At 60.6% G+C, this 24,844-nt stretch carries 25 protein-coding genes and 1 other RNA gene; 13 read left to right on the top strand and 13 right to left on the bottom strand.

Translation table 11 applies throughout. The features are described from left to right. Positions 1–308: 308 nt before the first annotated feature. From Q0C28_RS14935 to Q0C28_RS14945, 3 genes are all read right to left on the bottom strand, one after another. Positions 309–1,661, bottom strand: coding sequence for an 8-oxoguanine deaminase (locus tag Q0C28_RS14935; protein WP_293576956.1), 1,353 nt, complete (start codon positions 1,659–1,661; stop codon positions 309–311). Between the two features lie 134 nt (positions 1,662–1,795). Further along, entirely contained in the window at positions 1,796–2,584 is a 789-nt protein-coding gene (gene hisN / locus Q0C28_RS14940) for a histidinol-phosphatase (RefSeq protein WP_293576958.1), read from the bottom strand. Positions 2,585–2,683: 99 nt separating this feature from the next. Further along, complete coding sequence (locus tag Q0C28_RS14945; protein WP_293576960.1) at positions 2,684–3,055, bottom strand: helix-turn-helix transcriptional regulator; 372 nt, start codon at positions 3,053–3,055, stop codon at positions 2,684–2,686. Positions 3,056–3,414: 359 nt separating this feature from the next. Between Q0C28_RS14945 and Q0C28_RS14950 the strand changes: the two genes are divergently transcribed. Then, a complete protein-coding gene (locus Q0C28_RS14950; protein WP_293576962.1) occupies positions 3,415–4,386 on the top strand; it encodes an NADPH:quinone oxidoreductase family protein in 972 nt (323 codons plus the stop codon). A gap of 83 nt (positions 4,387–4,469) precedes the next feature. Here the strand turns inward: Q0C28_RS14950 and Q0C28_RS14955 are convergent, their stop codons facing one another. Then, positions 4,470–5,357, bottom strand: a complete 888-nt coding sequence (locus Q0C28_RS14955) for a LysR family transcriptional regulator (RefSeq protein ID WP_293576993.1) — start codon at positions 5,355–5,357, stop codon at positions 4,470–4,472. A gap of 127 nt (positions 5,358–5,484) precedes the next feature. On the opposite strand from Q0C28_RS14955, the gene Q0C28_RS14960 reads away from it, so the two are divergent. The 3 genes from Q0C28_RS14960 to Q0C28_RS14970 all read left to right on the top strand — a co-directional run bounded on the left by Q0C28_RS14960 (position 5,485) and on the right by Q0C28_RS14970 (position 7,442). Continuing rightward, a complete protein-coding gene (locus Q0C28_RS14960) occupies positions 5,485–5,691 on the top strand; it encodes a DUF1127 domain-containing protein (RefSeq protein WP_293576964.1) in 207 nt (68 codons plus the stop codon). A gap of 385 nt (positions 5,692–6,076) precedes the next feature. Then, complete coding sequence (locus tag Q0C28_RS14965; protein ID WP_293576965.1) at positions 6,077–6,856, top strand: Bax inhibitor-1/YccA family protein; 780 nt, start codon at positions 6,077–6,079, stop codon at positions 6,854–6,856. A 94-nt stretch (positions 6,857–6,950) separates the two neighbouring features. Continuing rightward, positions 6,951–7,442 carry a GNAT family N-acetyltransferase gene (locus Q0C28_RS14970; protein ID WP_293576967.1) on the top strand — a complete coding sequence of 164 codons (492 nt, stop codon included), beginning with the start codon at positions 6,951–6,953 and terminating at the stop codon, positions 7,440–7,442. Between the two features lie 528 nt (positions 7,443–7,970). Here Q0C28_RS14970 and rpmG read toward each other — a convergent pair. The 6 genes from rpmG to gatC form a co-directional block, all read right to left on the bottom strand. Continuing rightward, positions 7,971–8,138 carry a 50S ribosomal protein L33 gene (gene rpmG / locus Q0C28_RS14975; protein WP_007814563.1) on the bottom strand — a complete coding sequence of 56 codons (168 nt, stop codon included), beginning with the start codon at positions 8,136–8,138 and terminating at the stop codon, positions 7,971–7,973. Between the two features lie 108 nt (positions 8,139–8,246). After that, positions 8,247–8,665, bottom strand: an RNA gene (gene rnpB / locus Q0C28_RS14980) — RNase P RNA component class A. Positions 8,666–9,074: 409 nt separating this feature from the next. After that, positions 9,075–9,782, bottom strand: a complete 708-nt coding sequence (locus Q0C28_RS14985) for an N-acetylmuramoyl-L-alanine amidase (protein WP_293576969.1) — start codon at positions 9,780–9,782, stop codon at positions 9,075–9,077. Next, positions 9,782–10,579, bottom strand: coding sequence for a hypothetical protein (locus tag Q0C28_RS14990; protein WP_293576971.1), 798 nt, complete (start codon positions 10,577–10,579; stop codon positions 9,782–9,784). The genes Q0C28_RS14985 and Q0C28_RS14990 overlap by 1 nt, the downstream gene beginning before the upstream one ends. Before the next feature lie 39 nt (positions 10,580–10,618). Continuing rightward, positions 10,619–12,106, bottom strand: coding sequence for an Asp-tRNA(Asn)/Glu-tRNA(Gln) amidotransferase subunit GatA (gatA, locus tag Q0C28_RS14995; protein ID WP_293576973.1), 1,488 nt, complete (start codon positions 12,104–12,106; stop codon positions 10,619–10,621). A 3-nt stretch (positions 12,107–12,109) separates the two neighbouring features. Then, entirely contained in the window at positions 12,110–12,397 is a 288-nt protein-coding gene (gene gatC / locus Q0C28_RS15000) for an Asp-tRNA(Asn)/Glu-tRNA(Gln) amidotransferase subunit GatC (RefSeq protein WP_293576975.1), read from the bottom strand. A 363-nt stretch (positions 12,398–12,760) separates the two neighbouring features. On the opposite strand from gatC, the gene Q0C28_RS15005 reads away from it, so the two are divergent. Then, complete coding sequence (locus tag Q0C28_RS15005) at positions 12,761–13,453, top strand: metal-dependent hydrolase (protein WP_293576977.1); 693 nt, start codon at positions 12,761–12,763, stop codon at positions 13,451–13,453. A 72-nt stretch (positions 13,454–13,525) separates the two neighbouring features. Here the strand turns inward: Q0C28_RS15005 and Q0C28_RS15010 are convergent, their stop codons facing one another. From Q0C28_RS15010 to Q0C28_RS15020, 3 genes are all read right to left on the bottom strand, one after another. After that, positions 13,526–14,137, bottom strand: a complete 612-nt coding sequence (locus Q0C28_RS15010) for a DNA-3-methyladenine glycosylase I (RefSeq protein WP_293576978.1) — start codon at positions 14,135–14,137, stop codon at positions 13,526–13,528. Between the two features lie 104 nt (positions 14,138–14,241). Continuing rightward, the gene (locus Q0C28_RS15015; RefSeq protein WP_293576979.1) at positions 14,242–15,072 is read right to left on the bottom strand and encodes an aminoglycoside phosphotransferase family protein; all 831 of its coding nucleotides are present in this window, start codon (positions 15,070–15,072) and stop codon (positions 14,242–14,244) included. Further along, positions 15,069–15,518 (bottom strand): nucleoside deaminase, encoded by a 450-nt coding sequence (locus Q0C28_RS15020; protein WP_293576980.1) that lies wholly within the window; start codon positions 15,516–15,518, stop codon positions 15,069–15,071. Before Q0C28_RS15020 ends, Q0C28_RS15015 begins: the two co-directional genes overlap by 4 nt. A gap of 63 nt (positions 15,519–15,581) precedes the next feature. Between Q0C28_RS15020 and Q0C28_RS15025 the strand changes: the two genes are divergently transcribed. The 8 genes from Q0C28_RS15025 (at position 15,582) to dtd (ending at position 24,121) form a co-directional block, all read left to right on the top strand. Continuing rightward, on the top strand, positions 15,582–16,853 hold the full coding sequence (locus Q0C28_RS15025; protein WP_293576981.1) for a pseudouridine synthase: 1,272 nt from the start codon (positions 15,582–15,584) through the stop codon (positions 16,851–16,853). Positions 16,854–17,050: 197 nt separating this feature from the next. Continuing rightward, entirely contained in the window at positions 17,051–17,983 is a 933-nt protein-coding gene (locus tag Q0C28_RS15030) for a 5-bromo-4-chloroindolyl phosphate hydrolysis family protein (RefSeq protein ID WP_293576983.1), read from the top strand. Between the two features lie 34 nt (positions 17,984–18,017). Beyond that, positions 18,018–19,214: a toxic anion resistance protein gene (locus tag Q0C28_RS15035; RefSeq protein ID WP_293576985.1), complete on the top strand. Its 1,197-nt coding sequence runs from the start codon at positions 18,018–18,020 to the stop codon at positions 19,212–19,214. Between the two features lie 143 nt (positions 19,215–19,357). Beyond that, positions 19,358–20,254 carry a DUF2927 domain-containing protein gene (locus tag Q0C28_RS15040; RefSeq protein WP_293576987.1) on the top strand — a complete coding sequence of 299 codons (897 nt, stop codon included), beginning with the start codon at positions 19,358–19,360 and terminating at the stop codon, positions 20,252–20,254. A gap of 51 nt (positions 20,255–20,305) precedes the next feature. Continuing rightward, positions 20,306–21,523 carry an SPFH domain-containing protein gene (locus tag Q0C28_RS15045; protein WP_293576989.1) on the top strand — a complete coding sequence of 406 codons (1,218 nt, stop codon included), beginning with the start codon at positions 20,306–20,308 and terminating at the stop codon, positions 21,521–21,523. Positions 21,524–21,795: 272 nt separating this feature from the next. After that, entirely contained in the window at positions 21,796–22,896 is a 1,101-nt protein-coding gene (locus Q0C28_RS15050) for a TFIIB-type zinc finger domain-containing protein (protein ID WP_293576995.1), read from the top strand. A 23-nt stretch (positions 22,897–22,919) separates the two neighbouring features. Beyond that, positions 22,920–23,600 carry a nitroreductase gene (locus tag Q0C28_RS15055; protein WP_293576991.1) on the top strand — a complete coding sequence of 227 codons (681 nt, stop codon included), beginning with the start codon at positions 22,920–22,922 and terminating at the stop codon, positions 23,598–23,600. Between the two features lie 62 nt (positions 23,601–23,662). Further along, entirely contained in the window at positions 23,663–24,121 is a 459-nt protein-coding gene (dtd, locus tag Q0C28_RS15060; protein WP_293576992.1) for a D-aminoacyl-tRNA deacylase, read from the top strand. Positions 24,122–24,844 lie beyond the last annotated feature (723 nt).

Here is a 24,844-nt window from a genome sequence, read left to right on the forward strand (position 1 = left end):
TCAAGGCACATCTCAGGCGTATCGGAGCCAGAACCTTCGACCAGATGTTCGACGCGCTTGCCGAAGTCTGCGACCTCTTCACCCCAGACGAATGCTACAACTATTTCTGCGATGCAGGATATGCCTCAACATAAGGGCTCGATGCTTTAAGAGGCGCATTTGCGCCTCTGCGTCCGGCGGGGATATTTTTTGGCAAGAGGAAAAGTGCAAGATCCGCAGCACTGAGGCCCCGTGTTCTGAGGCCCCGTGTTCTGAGTGCTGGGTTGTGAGTGCTGTGTTCTAAGTGCTGGGTGCTGAACGGACGTGGCCTAGGCCAGATCCATCAGCCGCCGCGCCGCGGCCCGGTGGCGCAACAGAAGGTCTGGCAGATCCAACGTCAGCAACTGCCCGTCACCAACGATCTGCCGCCCCTCAACAAAGAGATGTTTCACCTGCGTGGGACCGGCCAGGAGCATCGCCGCCGGATCCCAGCTGCCGCTGGAGGCCACACCGCTGACATCCCAGATGGCGATATCCGCGCGTTTGCCGATGCTCAGCTGGCCCACATCGGGCCGTCCCAGCACTGCTGCGCCACCGCGCGTGGCAATTTCGAGCGCTTCATAGGGGCTCATCGCGTCTGCCCCCAATGCCACCCGTTGCAGCAACATGGCCTGACGCGCCTCTGCCATGAGGTTGGCCATATCGTTGCTGGCGGAGCCATCGACGCCCAAGCCAACCGGCACGCCCGCGTCCCGCATCGCCCGCACCGGCGCGATGCCGCTGCCAAGGCGGCAGTTTGAACAGGGGCAATGGGCAACACCTGTCCGGGTGCGCTGGAACAGATCAATCTCCTCTGCATCCAGCTTGACGCAATGGGCGTGCCAGACATCCGGGCCGGTCCATCCCAGCTCTTCGGCGTATTGCCCCGGCCGACAGCCAAATTGCGCCAGAGAATAAGCGATGTCTTCGTCGTTTTCCGCCAGATGGGTGTGCAGCATGACGCCTTTGTCACGCGCCAAGAGCGCTGCATCCCGCATCAGCTCACGGCTGACGGAAAATGGCGAACACGGGGCCAAGGCGACGCGGCACATCGATCCTTCGCGCGGATCATGGAAGCGGTCCACCACACGGATCATATCCTCCAGGATCGCGGTTTCCGATTCAACCAGACTGTCCGGTGGCAAGCCGCCATCGCTTTCGCCAATGCTCATCGCGCCGCGGGTTGGCTGAAACCGCAGGCCAATGTCCTGAGCGGCCTCAATCGTGTCCTCCAGGCGGCTGCCATTGGGATAGAGATAGAGGTGATCGGAGGTCAGCGTGCAGCCGGACAGCGCCAATTCCGCCAGGCCAAGCTGCGCCGATACATGAATGTCCTCTGGTGTGAAGGCCGACCAGATCGGGTAGAGCCGCTGCAACCAGCCGAACAACAGCCCATCCTGTGCACCGGGCACCGCGCGGGTGAGGTTCTGATAGAGGTGGTGATGGGTGTTGACCAAACCCGGCGTCACCACACAGCCGCGGGCGTCAACGCGGGGCCCAGAACTGGAGCCGGAACTCTCCAGCCCCTGCCCGATCTCGGCGATGACACCATCGCGGATCCGCAGGTCTGCATTCACCAGGCGTGCGCCCGTTGACTCCATGGTCAACAGGACGTCTGCGGATTTGATAAGACAGTCGGTCATATGCCACACTCCATTATGCCGCCCATTTCGGTAATGAAGTGTGGAAAACGCTGACAGAATATGGGCAAAGGACTCAGCGTTTTGAGAAGGTTATCTGGCGCGCTGCCCCTGTGCAAGCCTATTGGTGTGCAAGCCTATTGGTTGAGCCGTTCCAGTGCCGCCTGGTGCAGGTCCTTGGTGGCGGCGGCAACAACCTGGCCACCGTTGTGGGCCGGGTTGCCCTGCCAGTCGGTGACCACACCGCCCGCAGCCTGGATTACCGCGATGGGCGCCTGGATATCATAGGCTTGCAGCCCCGCTTCGATCACCAGATCACATTGCCCGGCTGCCAACAGCGCGTAGGCGTAGCAATCCATCCCATAGCGGGTCAGCCGGGTTTGGGTGGCCACGCGCTCAAACGCGGCGCGCTCTCGCGGTGTGCCAACTTCGGGGAATGTGGTGAAGAGGGTCGCCTCACCCAGGGTTTGGGTGGCGCGCACGCCAAGCGCGGATGTGCCCATCGGGCCAGTCACGCTGGCGTCTTCTGCCGTGCCGACAAACCGCTCGCCAATATAAGGCTGGTCGATCACCCCCAGAAACGGACCGTTTTGATCCGACAGCGCAATCAGAACGCCCCAAGTGGGCGTGCCGCTGATGAACGCGCGGGTGCCATCAATCGGGTCCAACACCCAGGTGCGGCCAGAGGATCCGTCAAACTGGCCGTATTCTTCGCCCAGAATGCTGTCCTGCGGTCGCAGTTCGGTGAGGATACGGCGCATGGCTTCTTCCGCGGCACGATCCGCCACGGTGACCGGGTCAAACCCCTCTGCATCCTTATTGTCGGAATGAAGCCCTGCGCTTCTGAAGTGAGGCAGGATGGCGCGACGTGCGGCATCCGCCATGCGGTGGGCAACGTCGAGATCTGAGAGCGCGGTCGGTGTCATAGTGGAACAGGTGACATCCGACCGCGCCGATTTCAAGCCAAATCACCAAAGGCGGGTTCGACCCGCTGCAGGTCCTGCGGCTTGTAACTTGGGGGTGCGTCAGGCGACGTCGCTGAGCACCCGAGCCAGTTCAAACAAGCGACGGCGCTGGTTTTCTGGGATCGCATAATACGAGCGAACCAGATCGAGCGCTTCCTTGTCGCCCATCAGATCGTCAGGCACTTGGGACTTTTCGCTTGGGGTGCTGTCTTCGTCCTGAAGGCCTTCGAAAAAGAAGCTGACTGGAACGCCGAGCGCATCGGAGATATCCCAAAGACGGGATGCACTCACGCGATTTGCGCCAGTTTCATACTTCTGGATTTGCTGGAATTTGATTCCAACTAGCTCTGCAAGCTGTTGCTGCGTCATGCCAATGAGCCACCGGCGGTGCCGGATACGTTTCCCCACGTGCACATCTACGGGATGAGCCATGCGTTTCTCCTAAAGGTTTACCACTGAGATCCCACCAAAACGTCCTCTTACCTTCTGCCAAAACGGGCCCCATCCTTGTGATGTCACCGCTTTGGCCGAAAGTACCCATCAAGACATTCTACGCGTTCCCATATGGTTGAGTTTACGACCTTAACGGTTGAATTCAAGTCGCAGCTTTCGCCATTTCTTGCATTTCTGCGACAAATACATGATTTCATACTTATTTTTATGTCCAGAATTTACACTTTGATCAGCCAAGAGCCATCCTCCCCATAAATAGGGAGGTGATGCATCGGTGATTCTGCCATGCTGTGATCGTCGCGAATCACTCTAACCCACGCCAATTATGGGAAAATAATATGTACGCCTACCGAGTTGAGAGCTTCGAGATCCCGCCAACCGTGACGAGCGTTGATTGCAAAGCGCCCAGACCAAACCAAGTCTTGGTTGAAATACACGCCTGCGGGTTGAATTTCGCAGATCTGCTAATGCTCAAAGGCCAATATCAGGACACGCCCGAATTGCCATTTACGCCGGGGTTGGAATTGGCCGGTGTGGTTCTGGAAACCGGGGCGAGCGTCACAGGGTTGCCACCCGGTACGCGGGTTGCGGTTTTTGCAGGCCAAGGCGGATTGGCGCAAAAGGGGTGTTTTGATGCCGATCGGGTGATCGCGATACCCGATGGGATGAGTTTTGTCGACGCAGCCGCGTTTCAAATCACTTACGGCACTGGCCTCGTGGCCTTGGATCATTGCGCCCGCTTGCAGCCGGGAGAGACCTTGCTGGTGACCGGGGCCGCGGGTGGTGTTGGTCTGACGGCGGTGGAATTGGGCAAACGTCTTGGGGCGCGGGTCATCGCCTATGCGCGGGGCGCTGAGAAGCTGGCCATCGCGAAGGCGGCCGGGGCAGATCACCTGATCGACACCTCCGAAGATCTGCGGACCCGGCTGAAAGAGCTGGGCGGTGCCGATGTGGTTTATGATGCCATTGGCGGAGATGTCTGGAAGGCTGCGTTTCGCGCAACCAACCCTGGCGGTCGCCTGCTGCCAATCGGTTTTGCAGGCGGCGAGGTTCCGCAGATTCCAGCCAACCATCTATTGGTGAAGAACCTCACCGTGATTGGGTTTTATTTCGGTGGTTACCTGAAGTCCCATCCCCATGTGGTGAAAGCGGCGATCTCTCAGTTGATGCAATGGCACAGCGACAGCAGTCTGGTACCCCATGTGAGCCACGTGCTGCCGCTGGACCGGGTGGCAGAGGGACTGGATCTGCTGCGCAGCCGCAAAGCCACCGGCAAAGTGGTGATCACAACGCAGGATCCGCAGGACTGACTGAAGCCAGCGGTCCAACACGGTAGATGTGGGGGCTGCATGGCGCCCGCCCCCACTCTATGTCTGCAACCGGAGAAAACCTCCTAAGCCGCGCTGTATTGCGACGCCGACAGGGGCGTGCTGATGGTGCGGAACGCCTGGCGCACCAACCCTGCCAGCTCGCTCACCATGGGTGATCCGGAATTGGTGCTATAGAGATTGATGCGTTGAATGGGCAGATCCGGCAGGTTGCCGCCATGGTCGATCTGCATCAAATGGGGCGGCTCGGTGCCTTCGATCATGGCACACACCGCGAGATCCGCGCTCACCGTGGCCTCGATCGTGCGGTCACTGTCGGTCTCAACGATCAGCTCCCAAGGCACGCCAGCCGCATCCAGGGCCCGCATCACCTTGGGCCGGAACGTACAGTCGCGCGCGAAAGCCAGTTTCAGCGGTTGCTGTTGACGCCAGGCCGACCCGTTTGGTGCACCGATCCAACGCAGCGGTCGGGTGGCAAGCGTTTCGCCCTGCTCCGATGTGCTGGTCTCCGTGGTCAGAATCAGATCACATTCGCCACGGGCAAACTGCTCCCGCAGAGCAACCGTGTAGCTGGAGAGCAACTGCACCTTCATCCGTGGGTATAGCGCGTTGAAACGCTGCAGCACCTGCGGGATCGCCGGGTAGACGATATCATGCGGCACGCCCAGAACGATCTCTCCCTCATAGGCATGATCGGTGAGACGGCCAATCGCCTCATCATTCAGGGCAATCATCCGGCGCGCATAGGCCAAGAGCTGTTCTCCCGACGCGGTCAACGCAATGGTGCGCCCCGACCGATCAAGCAGCTGCAGGTCCAGCAACTCCTCCAGCCGCTTCAACTGCATCGACACAGCCGATTGGGTGAGATGCAAAAACCCAGCCGCCCGAGTCACCCCACCATTGTCAGCGACCGCCACAAAAGACCGCAGCGTCGTGATGTCCAAGTTCCTCATCATCACAATCCTTGATCAGTGAAATCAAAAACATTCGTTTTGCAAATCAATCATATCCCTCCATATACATCAACAGAATTGATCACAAACCGCAACTGCATCACCGATCCAGAAAAGGACACAAGACATGACCTATATGGACACCCCTTACCTCACCTCCTATCGCCACAGCCGGACCTGGCTGGGCACGTTGTTGCACTGCATGACCATTTGGCAGGAACGCCAGGCGCTGGCCCGGATGGAGGCGCATGATCTCGAAGATCTCGGCCTGTCCGCCAAAGACGCAGCCGCAGAAGCGGGCCGTTCGTTCTGGGATCTGCCCAGCAACCGCTAAGGCACTGCTCGGCCTGGCGCTGGCAAAGGGGATTGGATCCCCCAGGCTTGACGACTTGCACTGTGCGCGGACCTACCCTGGGCGCCGATCCCCCGGGCCACCGAGCCGCCCTGTGTGCCGCATTACCAACCAAAGCTGTCAACGCACCCTGTCAGTCATTTCTGTCTAATTTTCGGGACGCTGACAGGATTTATCAGAGCCCCTTCCGTCGCGTCAGCAAAGGAGGGGGTTTTTGTCTATAATTTGGTCGAATACCGCATCTGCGGTCTTGAACCGGGGCCGTCTTCACCCGATATTTGCTGGGAATGCCAACTGGCAGCTGTACCGCGTGTCGGCCACAGCCGCAGGTTGCGCTAGGGAGACATATAAACGGAGACCATGATCCATGGCACAGTTTGATACCATTCGCGCGTCCGCCGGTGCCCGTAGCGCCGAAATCGACGCCGGGCTGCGCGCCCATATGAACAAAGTCTACGGCACCATGTCCGTTGGCCTGCTGATCACAGCACTGGCCGCCTGGGCGATTGCCGGACTGTCCATCACATCCAACGCAGCCAACGGCGTCGCGCAGCTGGGCGCTGACCGGTACCTGACACAATTGGGCTACACTCTCTATGTGTCGCCGCTCAAGTTTGTGCTGATGTTTGCGCCGCTGGCATTCCTGTTCTTCGGCTGGGGCGCGCTGATGCGTCGTGGCAGCGCCGCCATGGTGCAGCTGGGCTTCTTTGCCTTCGCCACCGTGATGGGGGTGTCCATGGGCACGATCTTCATGATCTACACGCCCTACTCCATCGCCCAGACCTTCCTGGTCACCGCGATCGCCTTTGCCGGTCTGTCGCTGTGGGGCTACACCACCAAAAAAGACCTGTCCGCCATGGGCACCTTCTTGATGATGGGTGTGATCGGCCTGCTGGTTGCAATGGTTGTGAACCTGTTCCTGCAGTCCGGTATCATGATGCTGGCGATCTCCGCGCTTGGCCTGCTGATTTTTGCTGGCCTGACAGCGTTCTACACCCAGGACATCAAAAACACCTACGTGGCGATGGCGTCTCAGGGCGATCAGGACTGGCTGGACAAAGCCGCTTATGACGGTGCGCTGAGCCTCTACATCAGCTTCCTGAACATGTTCCAGTTCCTGATGATGTTCATGGGCCAACAAGAATAAGCCGACCCAACATTCGGTTACATTCAAGGGCTGGTCCATCGGACCGGCCCTTTTTCTTTTTCAGACATTTCAGAAATCAAAACGAGTCCACACAATGGATGTAAAACAGATTGCCCCCGATGATGCGCATCTCTTGATGCCTTTGCTTTTGGACCTGCATGCGCTGCATGTGACGCACCAGCCTGCGCGGTATCCCGCAAATCCTGATCCAGATGATCTCTTGGATTGGCTGACCCGCTGGCTTCGCACCGAGGGCGTTCACGCCCTCGGTGCACAGAGCCCCACCGGTGCGGTCATGGGCTATCTGATCTACGAGATCGAGACGCGCCCGACCCATCCCCTGTCTTTTGGGGGCTGCCGGGCGATGGTGCATCACGTGGCCGTGGCGCCTTCGTTCCGCAGGATAGGAATCGGCAAAGCCATGATGACCCATATGCGCAATGCAGCGCTGGCACGGGGCGCAGATCACATCGCTGCCAGCTATGCGCCGTTCAACGCCGCCTCCGCCGGCTTGATGGCCGCCATGGGTCTGACCCCGGTTGTCACCCTTGCGGAATGGCGCGCGCCCAGTGATGGCTCCGCCTGACAACGTGAGGCACCTCTGTTGGGCCTGGGCCTGGGCACGTGGCACACACGCTGCGCCTGCGTGGAACGGTGCGAGCAGCGTGCAAGGCTCAGGACTACACATCAGCCCCCCTACAGCACGCGCTTCAGGACGCATGCACGGACGCTGAGTATCTAGGATCTGCAGTCTACTAGAGAGCGCCTCAAGGCGCTCTGCTGAGCGTCTGTAGCAGCCAATCAGTGTCTGTCGCGCAGACTTCTGAAGACGCTTGCAATTGGGGCCACAGCCTTGGCTACGCCGCCTGCCCGGTATTTTGGCCCAGTCCTTTGGCGTGACGCTTTGACCCGGCGCTTTGGCACGTTGCTTTTCTCAGGTGCTCTGCCCGGGTACTGCGACACGCAAGAGCGACATCCTCTGCGCCTGGGCCGTATCCCCCCTAGAACATCATTCTAGGCAGCTGCAAAAACAAAAGGGTCACGCGATTGGCGTGACCCTGTAAAGGCCCTCATCAGAGGAGCAATATCTGGCCGAAACCAGATATTCGAAGGCTTATTTGATTTTGCCTTCTTTGTATTCAACGTGCTTGCGCACAACCGGGTCATATTTCCGGACGACCATTTTTTCGGTCATGGTGCGTGCGTTTTTCTTGGTCACGTAGAAGTGGCCCGTGCCCGCGGTCGAGTTCAGGCGGATCTTGATTGTGGTCGGCTTCGCCATGGTGCTTCTCCTGCGTCCGAAAAGGCAGGGGCCTCTCGGTAAATTCATATATGAGCGTGCGCTTTTACCTGCACCACCCTGCAAGTCAAGAGGGTTCACAGGCTTAATTTGCGCAGAGGGCCTGTAAGCCGGATTTTGTTCCAAGACCGAGGTCTCTTCGACGACCATTCGTCTAGGATGCGCATTGCTGCGCACCTCCAGCTGCCAACCCGACCCCTCTTCGCCAAAACTTGCGTAGCGGCGGTTTCGGCTTGCGCCGACCGGCCCGCGCGGGGGTCCTATTTGGCATTGCTCCCGGTGGGGCTTGCCATGCCGCCCCTGTTGCCAGCGGCGCGGTGGGCTCTTACCCCACCGTTTCACCCTTACCCGCGACACCCTCTGACAGGCAGTGGGCTGCGGGCGGTCTGTTTTCTGTGGCGCTCTCCGTCAGATCGCTCTGCCCGGGCGTTACCCGGCACCGTCGTTTTGTAGAGTCCGGACTTTCCTCACGAAACCCGAGGGTTTCCCGCGGCCGTCCAGCCCTCTGCGCGGTGCAAGGCCTAAGGAGAAGCCCGTGGCAGGTCAAGACGATTGTCGATACCAACTACTGCTGCGGCAGTGACCACAGAGCGGTTCTGAATGAGGCAAGGACGGTGAGAGCTGGACGGTGAGAATGTGGTCACCGCTTAGGAAGACGAGCGATCGAACGCGCGGACAACAGCGGCAAGAGGGTAACCGGGCAAGAAAGGCAAGAAAGGGCTTTGCCCCTCTGTCGCGGGCAAGCCCGCGCCATTCACCCCAGGATATTTTTAGCAAGAGGAAGAGGCGGCGCGCCACAAGTGCCACAGGTGCGATGGCTGTGGCGATAACGCGCGCGTTGGCAGGCAGAATCGCATGTATCGCATACGTCTAGATGAACCTAGGTCAGGAAGGCGGGTGAATATCTGATCACGCGGATCAGTCGTAACCCTTGGGCCCGGTTAGCACTGTCAGATCCTCCATGCTCAAAGGACCACGTCCCGCCGGGCGAAACCGCAGCCGCACAGCCTCCAACAGCACCGAATCTGTGGCCTCTGCGGTAAAGCCACGCGCCTGCGCCAGCGCCCGAAAGCGGGCCGGTAGCCCAACAGCCTCTTGGTCTTGCTCAGGCTGTTCTGTTCCAGGCCGTTCTGTTCCGGGCGGCAGCGCCAAGCCAGACCGGGCCAGGCAGAGCCAATCAAACCGCGACCCGGGATCAGATTTCCGCCCTGGCGCCATGCAGGAATGGCCGATGACGCCACTGGCCGGTATGGACCATCTCGCCATGATGCCGCGCATCAGCGTCTCCAGGCAGCTCATCTGCGCTGCGCTGAAAGGGTGATCGCCACAGTTGTCCAACTCGATCCCAATGGAGCGTGAATTGATGTCCTGCTGACCCGCCCACTGCCCTGCCCCTGCATGCCAGGCGCGGTCCGCCTCACGCACCATTTGCCAGAGCTGGCCGTCCTGACCGATAAGATAATGCGCGGAGACCTCTGCCGCCGGATCACAGAGCCTGTCGAGCGCCGCATGGGCGCTGGCCATGGCAGTGAAATGCAACACGATGAGGCTGGGACGCAGCTGGTCGCGGCGGGGGCCGAAGTTTGGGCTGGGACGCCAGATTGCCTCCGGCTGATCCGACTGCATCAGTTCTGGATCGCCAGCCGATAGGGGGCTGGGTTCCAGCCGCAGGCATAGCCATCGCCATCCGGATCCAGCGCCTTGCGATCGCGTTTGGGGCCGCCCGCTTCGAGGAAGGCGATCTGCGCCAGTTCCGGCGAGGCAAACCCTGCGCAATTGCGCGCCGAGCGCGCCGCCAGGTTGATCCCGGAGCGGGAATAGATCCGCTGGCCCGGCGGATGCGACGTGCTGAGCGCATATTGCACAATATTGGGGGCACCCGTTCCGGAGCGGGTGGGCACCGCCGTGGGCGTTACCAGCTGATACTGAGCGCGCTGCTGCGCCAGCCGCTCTGCATCGCTTTCAATGCTCTGGCGGGCGGATACCGCATCGAAATCGTTTTCGTCCGAAATACCGGGGTTGCCAACGATGACAGGCGCGGGATTGGACGGGCTGGCCTGCAGCGGCGCGACGCCCGAATTGGATCGCGCCGCAGCCAGAGCGGCGGCGGTGTCATTGGCGATATCGACATTGGATTGGGCCCCGGGCGCAGCAGCAGATGCTGCCCCGAACTGTCCGGCTGCCGACACCTGCGCCGCACTGCGCGGTGCTGTGGCCGTGCCAGTTGCACTGCGCAAAGGCTCACTCGAGACACGGGCGGGTGGCACCAGCGGGGAGCCGGTGATCGTCGTGCCCGCAGCTGGCGCCGGATCAAACGGGCTGCTGCCGAAACCGGCCTCCGCCCCGCTGTCGGGAACCGGGGGTTGGCAGGCTGCCAACACCACAAAGCCACTGACAGCGACGACGGACACGATAGCGCGCATGATCACACCCTGTTTGTTCTGCTCAACTCAGAGCCGGGTTTACCACCATTGGCCGGGTTTTGCCACAAAACCGGCAGCCTCTTCGAGCGCATAGGCGGTATTGAGCAGATCGCCCTCTTCCCAGGGGCGGCCAATCAGCTGCAGACCCAATGGCAGACCTTTGGAGTCCAGACCTGCAGGCACCGAGATGCCGGGCAGACCTGCCAGGTTCACCGTGACGGTGAAGACGTCGTTAAGATACATCTGAACCGGATCCGCATCAATCATTTCGCCCAGACCAAAGGCCGAAGACGGTGTGGCCGGGGTCAGGATCGCGTCGATACCCTGAGCAAAGACCTCTTCGAAGTCCCGTTTGATCAATGTGCGGACCTTGCGGGCGCGGTTGTAGTAAGCGTCGTAGAAGCCCGCGGACAGAACGTAGGTGCCGATCATCACACGGCGCTGCACCTCGGGGCCAAAGCCCGCAGCACGGGTTTTTTCATACATCTCGGTGATGCCATCGCCCGCGTCCAGCGGGCTGCGCTGGCCGTAGCGCACGCCATCATAGCGCGCAAGGTTGGAGGAGGCTTCGGCCGGAGCGATCACATAATAAGCAGGCAAAGCGTATTTGGTATGCGGCAGCGAGATGTCGACGATCGTGGCACCGGCAGCGCGCAGCATCTCCGCGCCCTCGGACCACAGCTTTTCGATTTCTGCGGGCATGCCATCCATCCGGTATTCCTTGGGGATACCGATGGTCTTGCCTTTGATGTCGCCGGTTAGCATCGCCTCGAAATTTGGCACTGGCAGATCAGCGCTGGTGCTGTCCTTGGGGTCGTGGCCACACATGGCTTCCAGCATCATCGCGGCATCGCGCACCGATTTCGTCATTGGGCCTGCCTGATCCAGCGAGGACGCAAAGGCCACAACACCCCAGCGCGAGCACCGCCCATAGGTCGGTTTGATCCCGGTGATGCCGGTGAAGGCCGCAGGCTGACGGATCGAGCCGCCAGTGTCTGTGCCCGTGGCTGCGAGACACAGGTCTGCCGCAACCGCCGCTGCCGAGCCGCCGGAGGAGCCACCTGGTGTCAGCTGGGTGCTGTCGCCTTCGCGCTGCCAGGGGCTGACGGCATTGCCATAGACCGAGGTTTCATTGGAGGAGCCCATGGCGAACTCGTCCATGTTCAACTTGCCCAGCATGACCGCACCAGCATCCTGCAGCTGCTGCGAGACGGTGGATTCATACTCTGGCTTGAAGCCTTCGAGGATGCCGGAGGCAGCTTGGCTGTCGACGCCTTTGGTGCAGAACAGATCCTTGATACCGATGGGCAGACCACACATGGCGGGCGCATCATCCGCTTTGATCCGGGCATCTGCGGCCTTGGCCCGCTCAAGCGCGATCTCTGGGGTGTGATGGACAAAGGCATTCAGCACACCTGCGCCATCGATGGCCTTCAGGCAGGCCTCTGTCAGCTCAACGGACGTGGTGTCCCCTTTGCGCAGCGCGTCGCGGGCTTCGGACAGGGTGAGTTTGTTCAGGTCAGTCATGTCTTATTCAACCACTTTTGGCACTGCAAAGAACCCTTCACGGGCGTCGGGCGCATTGGTCAGGATCTTGTCCTGCTGGTTGCCGTCGGTGACTTCGTCGACGCGGCGTTTCAGACGCTGCGGTGTCACCGAGGTCATCGGCTCAACGCCGTCAACATCGACTTCGTTCAGCTGCTCGATGAAGCCGAGAATGGTGTTGAACTCATTGGCCAGCGCAGGCAGCGCCTCTTCTTCGACCTTGATACGGGCCAGTTTCGCCACCTTGGCGGCAGTGCTTTGGTCAATCGACATGGAAACCCTCATCTCGTGTTATCACGCGTTTACCGCCGCACCGCCGCCGCCGCAAGCCTGCGCACACCGGAAACCCCCGCTATTCGCGGTCTGCTGCTGTGTTCGGTGGCTTTTTGGCTCCAGACTGTTGGCATTGGACCAGGCCGAAGACGGCTGCGTCGCCAATGAGCGCGACAAATACACAGCCATCCCTCTCCTGTCGGCACGGATGCCTGGGGCCGTTGCATAGACTGGCACCCAAATCGACATCAGGGCTGCTGCTGCGGCGGATCCTGTGTCACACTACGGTGATCAACAAACCACTGCGGCAAACCACTGCGGCAATCATCTGTGGCAATCATCGCCATCAAAGGAGGACACCTCATGAGGATCATCTGGCTGGGTCATGGCAGCTTTCGCATTGAAACCGCTGGGCAGGTTCTGCTGCTGGACCCCTGGCTGACTGGCAATCCCATGCTGACCGAAGCCCAGCACGCAGATGCGATAGCGGGAGCCACCCATATTCTGCTGACACACGCCCATTTCGACCACGCCGCAGATGTGCTGCAACTGGCGCGCACCATGCAGATCCCCATCGTGGGGCAATATGACCTGATGGGTCTGTGGGGCGAAACCGAAGGGGTGGAGACGATCGGCTTCAACAAAGGTGGCACCGTGGCCTTGGGTTCCGCGCGGCTCGCCATGGTGCCTGCCTCGCACAGCTCCACCTTTTCAACGCAGGATGGTCTGCGCGCTGCCGGATCGGAGGTCGGGTTTGTGCTGATGAGCGAAGGCAAGACGCTCTATATTTCGGGGGACACCGGGTTGATGGCCGACATGGATTGGATCGGCGACTATTACAAACCGGATATCGGCATTCTGAGCGCAGGCGGGCATTTCACAATGGACATGCAGCAGGCGGCCTATGCGGCGAAACGCTATTTCGCGTTCAAGACCGTGATCCCCTGCCACTACCGCACGTTCCCCCTGCTGGAGCAAAATGCCGAGGCGCTGGTTGCCGCATTGCCCGACGTGCAGGTCATTGAGCCTGAGGTCATGGCCGCCATCTACCTGTGATTCATGCGTTTGGCCTGGTGCCTTTTGCACCGGGCCAGTTCCCGACACACCAGACCGGTTCCTATCGCGTTCCTATCGCGCGGGAGAGGTGAACGCGGCGCGCGCAGCGGCGGCCTGGGGCCGGCAGATACAGCCCTCGGCGTGATCGTTGACCAGCCCCATTGCCTGCATGAAGGCAAAAGCGGTGGTAGGCCCCACGAAGCTCCACCCCCGCTTTTTCAAAGCCTTGGACAGCGCGATGGACTGCGGCGTCACCGACACCGTTTGTGGCGGCACCTGCTCATCCGGGCCTGGTTCAAACTGCCAGAAAAATGCCGCGAGCGAACCCTCTTGCTCCACCATCTCGACGGCTCTCTGGGCGTTGTTGATCACCGCTTCGATCTTGCCCCGGTGGCGCACGATTCCCGCATCTTGCAACAGGCGCTCCACATCGCTTTCGCCATAATGCGCGATGCGGGTCCAATCGAATCCATCAAAGACGATCCGAAACCGGTCTCGCTTTGCCAAGATGGTCCGCCAGCTCAGCCCCGACTGAAAACTCTCGAGACAGATTTTTTCAAACAGCCGACGGTCATCAGCAACCGGAAAGCCCCATTCGGTGTCGTGATACAGCAGAAACTCTGCAACAGCCCCCGCCCAGCGGCAGCGCATGTGACCATCCGGCGCGATAAAACCATCTACCATGTCTGTTGTCCTTCCCTAGGCCGTCGCCGACAACCTGTGTCCAATGGCCCAATTAAATGGCCCGAGTTTCGTTCAGTCAGGCCCTACCGTGTCTTGCCCCTTTGTCAGGCATGTCCAAGCAGTTGGTCAAGAACACGCAGATCGAACGGATCACTTTTCCCACGCCAGGCGCAGGACAGGGCAATCTTGACTGCACCCCACTGCGCAAGGTCCGTGCGCGACACATCAAGGGCTGCGGACCACAAGTCCAGCCGACGCATGATCGTCGCAGGCTGGCTTGCATAGGTGGTCATTCCGCGCGGATGACGAAAGGCATTGGCCAGTTCATACGCCGCCGGCCCCTGTAGACCTTTGGCATCAAAGGCCCGCCACCTGCCTGCGTGGCTACGTATGTTGTCGTGATGCAAATCTCCGTGCAGAGCCGTGTTGAGGCCCGCATACGAACCGGCGGAGTTTTGCATGTGGCTTTGCATGTAGCGATAGATTGTCAGCGCCTCGGCAAGCGCGCGCTCTTTCGTTTGCATCCGCTCCAAGGGGGCCAGCAGCTGTGAAAGCGGCAGCAAATCAGCAGGTGAAATCGCGGCGGCCGTCAGCTGCTGCGCCATATCTGCCAGGACCCGATCCGCCTGTTCCGGCGCGCCCTCCCGCGCGAGATCTCCGAGCGATGGCCCATCCAGCCAGCCCATCAAGATGGCGCCTCCGGTTTGATCCATGATATCGACCGTCAGCGCCCCGGCCCTCGCGATATATTGCCAGCCTGCAGCCTCGTTGCCCATCCGCGGATCGGCATAAAGCTTCAGCGCGGCGCACTCTCCGCTGGCCAAGCGCACCCGCCACACCCGCGCCGCGTTTGAGCGAAACACCAAAGAGGCCGTGGTGATGGCAAACCGGTCCACAAGGCGTTGGGGAATGGAACAGGCATGCTGCGATGTCATCGACGACCTGCGAAGAAATCCTTCAACAACTGCTCAGCCGCCGCAGCGCTGAGCCCCTCATAAACCTCGGGGGTGTGGTGGGCCTGCGGATGCGAGAACACACAGGCGCCATGGGCCACGCCGCCAGATTTTGGGTCTGCTGCCCCGAAGTAGACCCGCCGGATCCGCGCCGCCGCGATGGCCGCGGCACACATGGCGCAGGGTTCCAACGTGACATAGAGGTCATGGTCCGGCAGGCGTTCGCTGCCTGCAGCTGCGCATGCTTCCCGGATCACCAGCATTTCCGCATGGGCCGTCGGATCGGACAATTCCCGCGTTCGGTTGCCAGCCTGGGCCACGATGTCCCCCGTGGGCGAAATCAACACAGCCCCCACCGGCACCTCACCACGGGCGGCGGCGGCCCGGGCCTCCTGCAGGGCGACATCCATGTGGCTTCGAAACGGCATGTCCCATCCCTGCCCCAGAATGGGAGCTTTCGCAACCGTGCGGAATGATCTATGGGCTGATCCATGAGCAAAACACCTTCCTCCCCCGCTGGACCAGGCGCCCGCCCTGGTAAGCCCGCCCATTCCGGCAAACCAAGCCGCAACCGCAAGTCTGGCCCAGAGCTTAAGTCTAGCCCAGTGCGCAAGGCTGCCGCCGATCCGGCAGCCAGTGGCACCAGCCCTGCGGGTGACCGCATTGCAAAGGTCCTGTCCCGCTCGGGCGTGGCGTCCCGGCGCGAAGCTGAACGGATGATCGCGGAAGGCCGCGTGGAGGTGAATGGCGTCGTGATCGACAGTCCCGCGCTGAACGTCGTTTTGGGCAAAGATCGCATCAATGTGGACGGCGCGCCGCTGCAGGCGCCAGAGCCGCCACGCCTGTGGCTATACCACAAGCCTGCAGGCTTGGTGACAACCACCAGTGATGAACTGGACCGCAAAACCATCTTTGATGAGCTGCCCGAGGATCTGCCCCGGGTGATGACGGTTGGTCGGCTCGATCTCAACTCCGAAGGATTGCTGCTGCTCACCAACGATGGGGGCATCAAGCGGCAGCTGGAATTGCCATCGACAGGCTGGCTGCGCCGCTACCGCGTGCGGATCAACGGCCGCCCGCAAGACAGCGATTTTGCGCCGCTGCGCAAAGGTCTGGTGATCGATGGTGAGCGGTTCCAGCCGATGATCGTGACGCTGGACCGCCAGCAGGGGGCGAATGCCTGGCTGACCGTGGGGCTGCGCGAGGGCAAAAACCGTGAAATCCGCCGCGCGATGGAAGACATCGGGTTCAACGTCAACCGACTGCTGCGGGTGTCATATGGTCCGTTCCAGCTGGGTCAGCTGAAACAGGGCGAGGTCGAGGAATTGCGCCCACGGGTCGTCCGCGATCAGCTGGGACTTGAACACCCCGAAGACACCGCAGCGCCTGCTGCGGGCCAACGCACGCGACCAACCCGTGGTAAACCAGGTGGTAAACCGGGCGGCAAAATGAGTGGCAAATCCGGCAGCCGTGTTGGCGGTCGTGCTGGCAACCCTGATCGGCCCCACACCGACGGGCGGAAAACCGGTGCGCCGGGCTCGGGCCGGTTTGGGCCAGGTAAATCAGCGCCTGGCAAGTCAGCGCCTGGCAAGTCAGCGCCTGGTAAAGCAGCGCCAGACCGCAAAGGGCGGCCAAGCGGCAAGAGCTTTGGCGGTGGCGCCGACGGCGGCAAACGCGGCGCCAACAGCCGACCCGGAAGCGGACCCGCCCGAGGTGGCAGCACTGGCGGCGCACGTGGGCCTGGCAAACCGCCGCGCAGATAGGCAATCGCCCCAGTCAAAGCGCAAGGGGCAGCCGATGGCGGAGTTCCCCCTAGCAAGAGCGCGTTGGATCTCTTAAGTTTCTCTTAGCGGTGTGCACCACAGCTATGGGGGAACTTACGTGCAAAATCTCGCTTTGGTGGCCCTTCTGATCCTGATGATCGGTCTGGCAACCGGCTTCTTGGCCGGGGTCTGAGGTCATGGCGAAACGTTTTGGCAGCGCATTCAGCCCCGACACCAACCGTTCAGGTGCGGATCGATCAGACCGAAATCAAACAAGCCCCCATTCGGCGGACCGGCGTGGGCCGCAAATCTCGCGGCATGCGCGGGTTGATCCCGTGGGGATTGGCGCAAATCTGATGCTGCTGCCACCGGGGCTGTTGGTGGTGCTTTCGGTGTTTTCAGATCCCAGCGGCCTTGGGTTTGGCCTGGCGGCTGCCGGTGTCTGGACCAGTGCAGCCTATCTCCTGCGGGAAGGGTTGCGGGCAGAGGCTGCGTTTGCCCATCGCAGGATTGCCCGCCGTCCTGCCCTGCCGCGCAAGATTTTGGCAGCACTTTTCTGTGGGCTTGGCAGCAGCCTCGCCGCCACCGCCTCGGACGCCGCTCTTACGGCGACTGCCATCTATGGCGTTGCGGCGATGGCCCTGCATCTTGTGGCCTTCGGGTTGGACCCCTTGCGCAACAAATCCGGCGAGGGCCTTGATGATTTCCAGCGCGACCGCGTCAGCCGCGCGGTCGATGATGCCGAAGCCTATCTGGCCGCTATGACCGAAGCGGCAGAACGCACCCGCGACCGAGAAGTAGAAACCCGGGTTCAGGCCTTCCAGGATGTGGCGCGCGATTTGTTCCGCACCGTCGAAAACGACCCTCGCGATCTGGTTGGTGCACGCCGCTATCTGACCGTCTATTTGATGGGGGCTCGCGACGCGACGCTCAAATTCGCAGATCTTGCGGGCCATGGCACAGACCTTCAGGCGCGCAGGGTTTTTCTGGATCTGCTCACCGATCTGGAACAGAATTTCGCCGCCCGCACCCGCAAACTGCTGCAGGATGATCGCACCGACCTGACCGTGGAAATTGATGTGCTGCGCGACCGGCTGCAGCGTGAAGGCCTGCATTTGGACCGCAGTTGACCGCTGCGCCGACGACAACCGAGAGGAACTGCTGATGTCCGAACACATTCAAAAACAAGCCGCAGACCATTTGGCAGAGGTCACGCAGGTTGCCGCGATCGAACTGCCGGAACCGGCCGATCAGCTTCCGACACTGGACGGGGCAGAACCTGCGCAGAGCGAGGGCATTCGCCGCAGAATGGCAGAGATCGATATGGGCGATACCAATTCGATCATTCATTTCGGATCCGCAGCACAGGTGGAATTGCAGCAAATCAGCCAGGCCATGCTGAGCGATGTGCGCAACAAGGATGTCGGGCCTGCAGGCGATGGGCTGAGCGACATGGTCACCACCATCCGCGGGTTTTCAGTCTCGGAGCTGGATGTGCGGCGCAAACCCACCCTCTGGGAGCGTATTTTGGGACGGGCCGCGCCTTTTGCCAAGTTTACAGCGCGCTTTGAGGAGGTGCAGGGCCAGATTGATCGCATCACCGACAGTCTTCTGGGCCATGAACATCAGCTGCTGAAAGACATCAAATCGCTCGATTTGCTGTATGAAAAAACACTGTCGTTCTATGATGAACTCGCGCTTTATATTGCGGCGGGCGAAGCCAAATTGGCGGAATTGGACAGCACCCAGATCCCCGAGCTGGAAACCGCTGTTCAAAACGCCGCCGAAGCAGACCAGGTGATCCGGGCGCAAGAGCTGCGGGATCTGCGCATGGCGCGCGACGATCTGGAACGGCGGGTGCATGATCTGAAACTGACCCGGCAGGTCACAATGCAATCGCTGCCCTCCATCCGCCTGGTGCAGGAAAACGACAAATCGCTGGTCACCAAAATCAACTCCACCCTGGTGAACACCGTGCCGCTGTGGGAAACGCAATTGGCGCAGGCCGTGACCATCCAGCGCTCTGCCGAGGCGGCCGCCGCCGTGCGTGATGCCAACGACCTGACCAATGAACTGCTGACCGCAAACGCGGCCAACCTACGCGACAGCAACAAGATGATCCGCACAGAAATGGAGCGCAGCGTTTTTGATATCGAGGCGGTCAAACAGGCAAACGCAGATCTGATCGGAACCATTCAGGACAGCTTGCAGATTGCCGATGAAGGCAAAGCCAAACGCGCCGCGGCCGAAGCAGACCTGACCAAGATGGAGACAGAGCTGCGCGACACGCTGGCCGCAGCAAAGGCCCGTCAGGACGGACTTGGTGATGCAGCCGCAACCTCGGTGCCGCCCGGTTCCTAATGCGCTTTTTTCCAGATCGTGATTGCCCCACTATGTTTTCACTAGGTTTGTTTGGACCCGCTTTTCGCAGCCTTGGCCGCCGCCTTGGCCGCCACCTTCACTGCGGTGTTTCTGGCCATCGCATCGTTGCGGGTGCCGCCCTGATGATGACGCTGACAGCCTGTGATCCTTTGGGACAGCGGACATCATTGGTGCCGCCGGACCGCCCCGCGGATCTGCGACCCGCCGCGCAGGAGCCATCGGCAGAGCGGCTGCGACTGACGCGCTATTATGCTGCGCTGCAACAGGACCTGCTGACACGTGGGCTGATGCGGACCGATGGTGGTGGGCCAGAAACCCCGTATGATGCGGATGATCTGGTCGAGAACTTTGAACGCATCGCGTTTTATGACGAATATGGCGGCCCGGGATCCGCAGCATCAGGCCTGTTGGGGCGCTGGGAAGATCCCGTCCGCATCTATGCAGCCTTTGGCCCATCTGTGAGCGACGCACAACGCCAGCAGGATACAGCGACGCTCGCGGCCTATGTCGCGCGGCTTGCGCGACTGACAGGCCATCCAATTTCGCTGACGCAGACTGCAGCGCGCAGCAATTTCACTGTAATCTTCGCCAGCCAGGATGATTCCGCCTATGTCGCGAGCGAAGTGAAGCGGGTGCTGCCCTCGCTCAGCGGTGCCGATCTGGCGGTGTTTGTGAACCCACCGCAAAGCTTTTACTGCCTCGTCCGTGCGGGCGGGCTGCAAAGCAATCCGGTGGCCTACACACGCGGCGTGGCGCTGATCCGCGCCGAGCACCCGGATCTGGGACGGCGCAGCTGCATTCATGAGGAAATCGCCCAGGGGCTGGGGTTGCGCAACGACAGTCCACGGGCACGACCGTCGATCTTCAACGACGATGACGAATTTGCCCTGCTTACCAGCCAGGACGAAAAGCTGCTACAAATTCTGTATGATGCGCGGCTGAAACCCGGCGTTTCGGCTGGGCAGGCCCGCCCGATCGTGCGCCAGATCGCTTATGAAATCATGGGCGAGCCGCGCTGATTGCGCATGTATGACCAGATGCTGCGGCATCGCTTCTGAAGGATGAACAACATGGGTATCTTCGATTTTCTAAAAGGCGAATTCATCGACGTCATCCATTGGACCGACGACAGCAATGACACGCTGGTCTGGCGGTTCGAACGGGAGGGCCACGAGATCAAATACGGGGCCAAACTGACAGTCCGCGAAGGCCAGGCAGCAGTGTTTGTCCACGAAGGTCAGCTGGCGGATGTGTTCACCCCCGGTCTCTATTTGCTGGAGACCAACAACATGCCGATCATGACCACGCTGCAGCACTGGGATCACGCTTTCCAGTCGCCGTTCAAATCCGAGATCTATTTTGTCGACACTACCCGGTTTAATGATCTGAAATGGGGCACCAAAAACCCCATCATGGCGCGAGACCCGGAGTTCGGGCCAGTGCGGCTGCGGGCCTTTGGGACCTACAGCATTCGCATCACCGATCCGGCCAGGTTCCTGTCTGAAATTGTCGGCACCGATGGTGAATTCACCATGGATGAAATCTCGTTCCAGATCCGCAACATCATTGTCCAACAGGCCAGTCAGGTGCTGGCGGGATCGGGCATTCCGGTGCTGGATATGGCGGCGAACACCGCTGATCTGGGCCGACTTGTCGCCACAGAGATTTCATCGACAGTGGCTGAATATGGGATCGCGGTTCCGGAACTTTATATCGAGAATATTTCTCTACCGCCCGCGGTCGAGGCCGCGATGGACCAGCGCACCAAAATGGGGATCGTGGGCGATCTTGGCCGCTACACGCAATTCAAGGCCGCAGAAGCCATGGAAGCCGCGGCCAAGACCTCCAACAGCAGTATGGGCGCCGGGCTTGGCATGGGAATGGGCATGGCGATGGCCCAGAACATGGCCCAGCAGATGGGTCAGATGATGCAAAGCCCCGCAGCGGCTGCGCCCGGTGCAACGGGTCCGTCTGCCTCTGGTCCGTGGGGTGTGCCGACCACTGGCCCAACGTCGGCCACGGCGCCTGCCCACGCCGCTGCCACGCCTCAGGCCGCGCCGCCGCCACCACCACCTGTGGAGCATGTCTGGCATATCGCCGAAAATGGGCAGACCTCCGGCCCGTTTTCCAAGGCGCGCCTGGGCCGCATGGCGCAGGATGGCAGCCTGACGCGGCAAACCCACGTCTGGACACCTGGACAGGATGGCTGGAAACGCGCAGGCGAGGTGATGGAACTGGCGCAATTGTTCACAGTGCTGCCGCCGCCCCCGCCACCACCGGCTGGCTGAGTGGCTGTCTGAATGGCGCTGTGCCCTGCGCACCACCCCACCCTTTTCGCCAGGCCGCCCGATACGCCAGGCTGCCCTAAACACCATCTGGTCCTGTCGCGCCATATGAGCTGGTGCAGGGCCTCGGTTTCATTTCATGTGCTCCCCACGTCTTAGGTTACATCGTGACGCAACATCCTCCTCCCCCGCCGCCACCACCGACGCCGCCGCAGACGCCGCCACAGACGCCAACGCCTCCGGTGGCCGATGACGCGGCTGACGCAGACCGCTCCATTGCGGAGGACAGAGAGCCAGGCACCGCGGAGCACCGGTTTCCCTGCGAAAGCTGCGGTGCCGATTACCGCTATGATCCCGCAGCGGGCCTGTTGATCTGCGATCATTGTGGCCATCAGGACGCCATTCGTTCGGGACCATGGCAGGGCGCACATCTAAAGGAACTGGATTTTGAGCAGGCCGTGACAGCCGGGCTTTCGGCCGCTGAAATGGAAGAAACCCGGGTTTTGAAATGCCCAAACTGCGCCGCTCAGGTGGAATTTGATGCCAACACACACGCTGGCGAATGCCCCTTCTGCGCAACACCGATGGTCACCGACACCGGATCCCATCGCCACATCAAGCCCAAAGCCGTGTTGCCCTTTGCGATCGATCATAGTGCCGCGCAAGACGCCATGACCGAGTGGCTTGGCGGGTTGTGGTTTGCCCCTGGCGGGCTGCAACGTTACGCCCGCAAGGGGCGTCGTATGAACGGAATTTATGTGCCCTACTGGACCTTTGATGCACAAAGCCGCAGCGCCTATCGCGGCCAAAGAGGCACTGTCTACTATGTCAACCAAACCGTGACGGTCGACGGAAAACAGCAAACCCGGCGCGTGGCAAAAGTGCGCTGGCGACCGGTTTCTGGCCGGGTGCAGCGGTTCTTCGATGATGTGCTGGTCTTGGCCTCCAAAAGCCTACCGAAGAAGAACACCGATGCGCTGCAACCCTGGGATCTGTCCGCACTGGAACCCTATCAGCCGCAATATCTGGCGGGATTTCGGGCCGAAGGCTACGGCGTTGAACTGACCGAAGGCTACAAAGAGGCCAACAGCCAGATGCGGCGCGTGATCGAACGCGACGTGCGTTTTGACATCGGCGGCGACCGTCAGCGCATCGATCACATCGACAGCGACTTCAGCGATATCACCTTCAAACATGTGCTGCTGCCGGTCTGGATGGCGGCTTACAAATACCGTGACCAGACCTATCGCTTTGTCATCAATGGCCAATCCGGACAGGTTCAGGGCGAACGGCCCTATTCGATCTGGAAAATCCTGGGGGCCGTGGTCGTGGTCGCCAGCATTGGCGGCGTTCTGGCCTATTTTGGCAGCCGCTGATTTCGCTGTGGAGGGGAAATACCATGACCGAACCAACTGATGCGGCGCGTTTGGACGCGTTGTTGACGGCCCGCCACAGCTGTCGCGCTTTTCGCCCTGATCCCGTCCCGCAAGAGGTAATCGCAGATATTCTGCAATCCGCGCAAAAAGTGCCCTCCTGGTGCAATGCCCAACCTTGGAAAGTGACGCTCTGTTCGGGTGCGGCCACAGCTGCGCTGCGCGCTGAACTACACAGCGCAGTGGCCAAGGACGGGGCGGCGCCGGACCTGCCCTTTCCCGAACGATACAGCAACGAATATAAGACCCGCAGGCAGGCGTGCGGCTGGGCGCTCTATGAGGCGGTTGGCGTCACCAAAGGGGACAGGGCCGCATCGCATGCCCAGATGCTGCGCAACTTTGATCTGTTTGACGCCCCGCACTGCGCCATCATCAGCAGCCCCAAGGAACTGGGCGCCTATGCCGCGCTGGATTGCGGCGGGTTCATCACAGCCTTCACGCTGGCAGCGCAGGCGCGCGGGATTGCCACCATCGCCCAGGCTGCGGTGGCCACCTATGCGCCGACGTTGCACCGCTTCTGCGATATTCCTGAGGATCGCAACATTCTCTGCGCGATCTCCTTTGGCTACAGCGACACGACCCATCCGGCCAATCAGTTTCGCACAACGCGGGCCGCTCTGGCAGATTTCACTGATTGGCTGGAGTGAGCGCGGGCTGATACCCCTGCAATGTCCCACCATCCTATCCCACCTCATCGAAAGGCAAACCCATGCGCGCCCTGATCCAACGTGTCAGCGAAGCTTCCGTCTCTGTTGACGGCGAAACTGTTGGCGAAATCGGCCCCGGATTGCTGGTGCTGGTCTGCGCCATGCGCGACGACACGCAACAGGAGGCCGAACAATTGGCGGCCAAAGTGGGCAAGCTGCGGATCTTCGCTGATAAGGCAGGAAAGATGAACCGCTCTCTCGTGGATATCGGTGGCAGCGCGTTGGTTGTCAGCCAGTTCACACTGGCAGCGGACACCAGCCGCGGCAATCGGCCCGGATTTTCCGAGGCTGCCGCGCCAGAGACGGGCCGTGCGCTCTATGAGCACTTCGGCCACTGCCTGTCCCAGAACGGTATTCCCATCGCCTGGGGTCGGTTTGGTGCAAACATGAATGTGGCGCTGGTCAATTCCGGCCCGATCACCATCTGGATGGACAGCGACGACTGGAAGAAGAAAGCCTGATCCCGAGCCTCTTCCACGACCCATCGCATGATCTGGTCGCGACCAAGCCGCAATGCAGCGGTCCTGTTCAACGCTGGTACCCAACCACAGCACTCAGCCCAGTATTCGGCCCAGTATTCGGCCCACTATTCCGCCTCCGTTCGGATTGCGCCGCGCTGCGCGCGACACCTGCGCCCAGTGGGGCCCATGTGCTTGAGGACAGCACCTCTAGGGCATTGCAATTCCGGCGGGATTGGCCATTTCAAACGGTCAAATCATGTCGTTTTTTGACCACTAGCGCACAGCAGCGCCATGGCGCAAAGACGGCGCAACATCGCATCAACCGACACGCCCATAGATTGTCTCAAACCCCTTAAATTCGCGCCAAGATGTCGCAAAATCAGTATTTTTTGCGAAAAACCGAGTCTGTCAGTCAAAATGAGCCAACAACAATCGCTCTTTTTCTAGGGGTTAACAGTTTCAGAAATTGCTCTTCCAGCTGTCATATTTTTTCTAAAACCGACATTCGGCACAATAAAGGCGACGATGTTCAAAGATTTTACCAAACCCCTGCCTCTGCGGGTGCCAAAAAGGTCGCTAAAGAGGGTGTCGAGAACATTCTGAATTGTCCGGTGTAGGTAACATGCCAATTGTCCGCTTCAGTTAGTACCGCAGCAGCCCAAATCGGAACGAGCCGTAGGCGACTGGAGATTTGGGCTGCTGCGTTCGCACGCGTCGAAGCGG

Origin of the sequence: Phaeobacter sp. (genome assembly GCF_022825805.1) — a bacterium.
In the GTDB taxonomy this organism is placed as follows: Bacteria; Pseudomonadota; Alphaproteobacteria; order Rhodobacterales; family Rhodobacteraceae; genus Phaeobacter.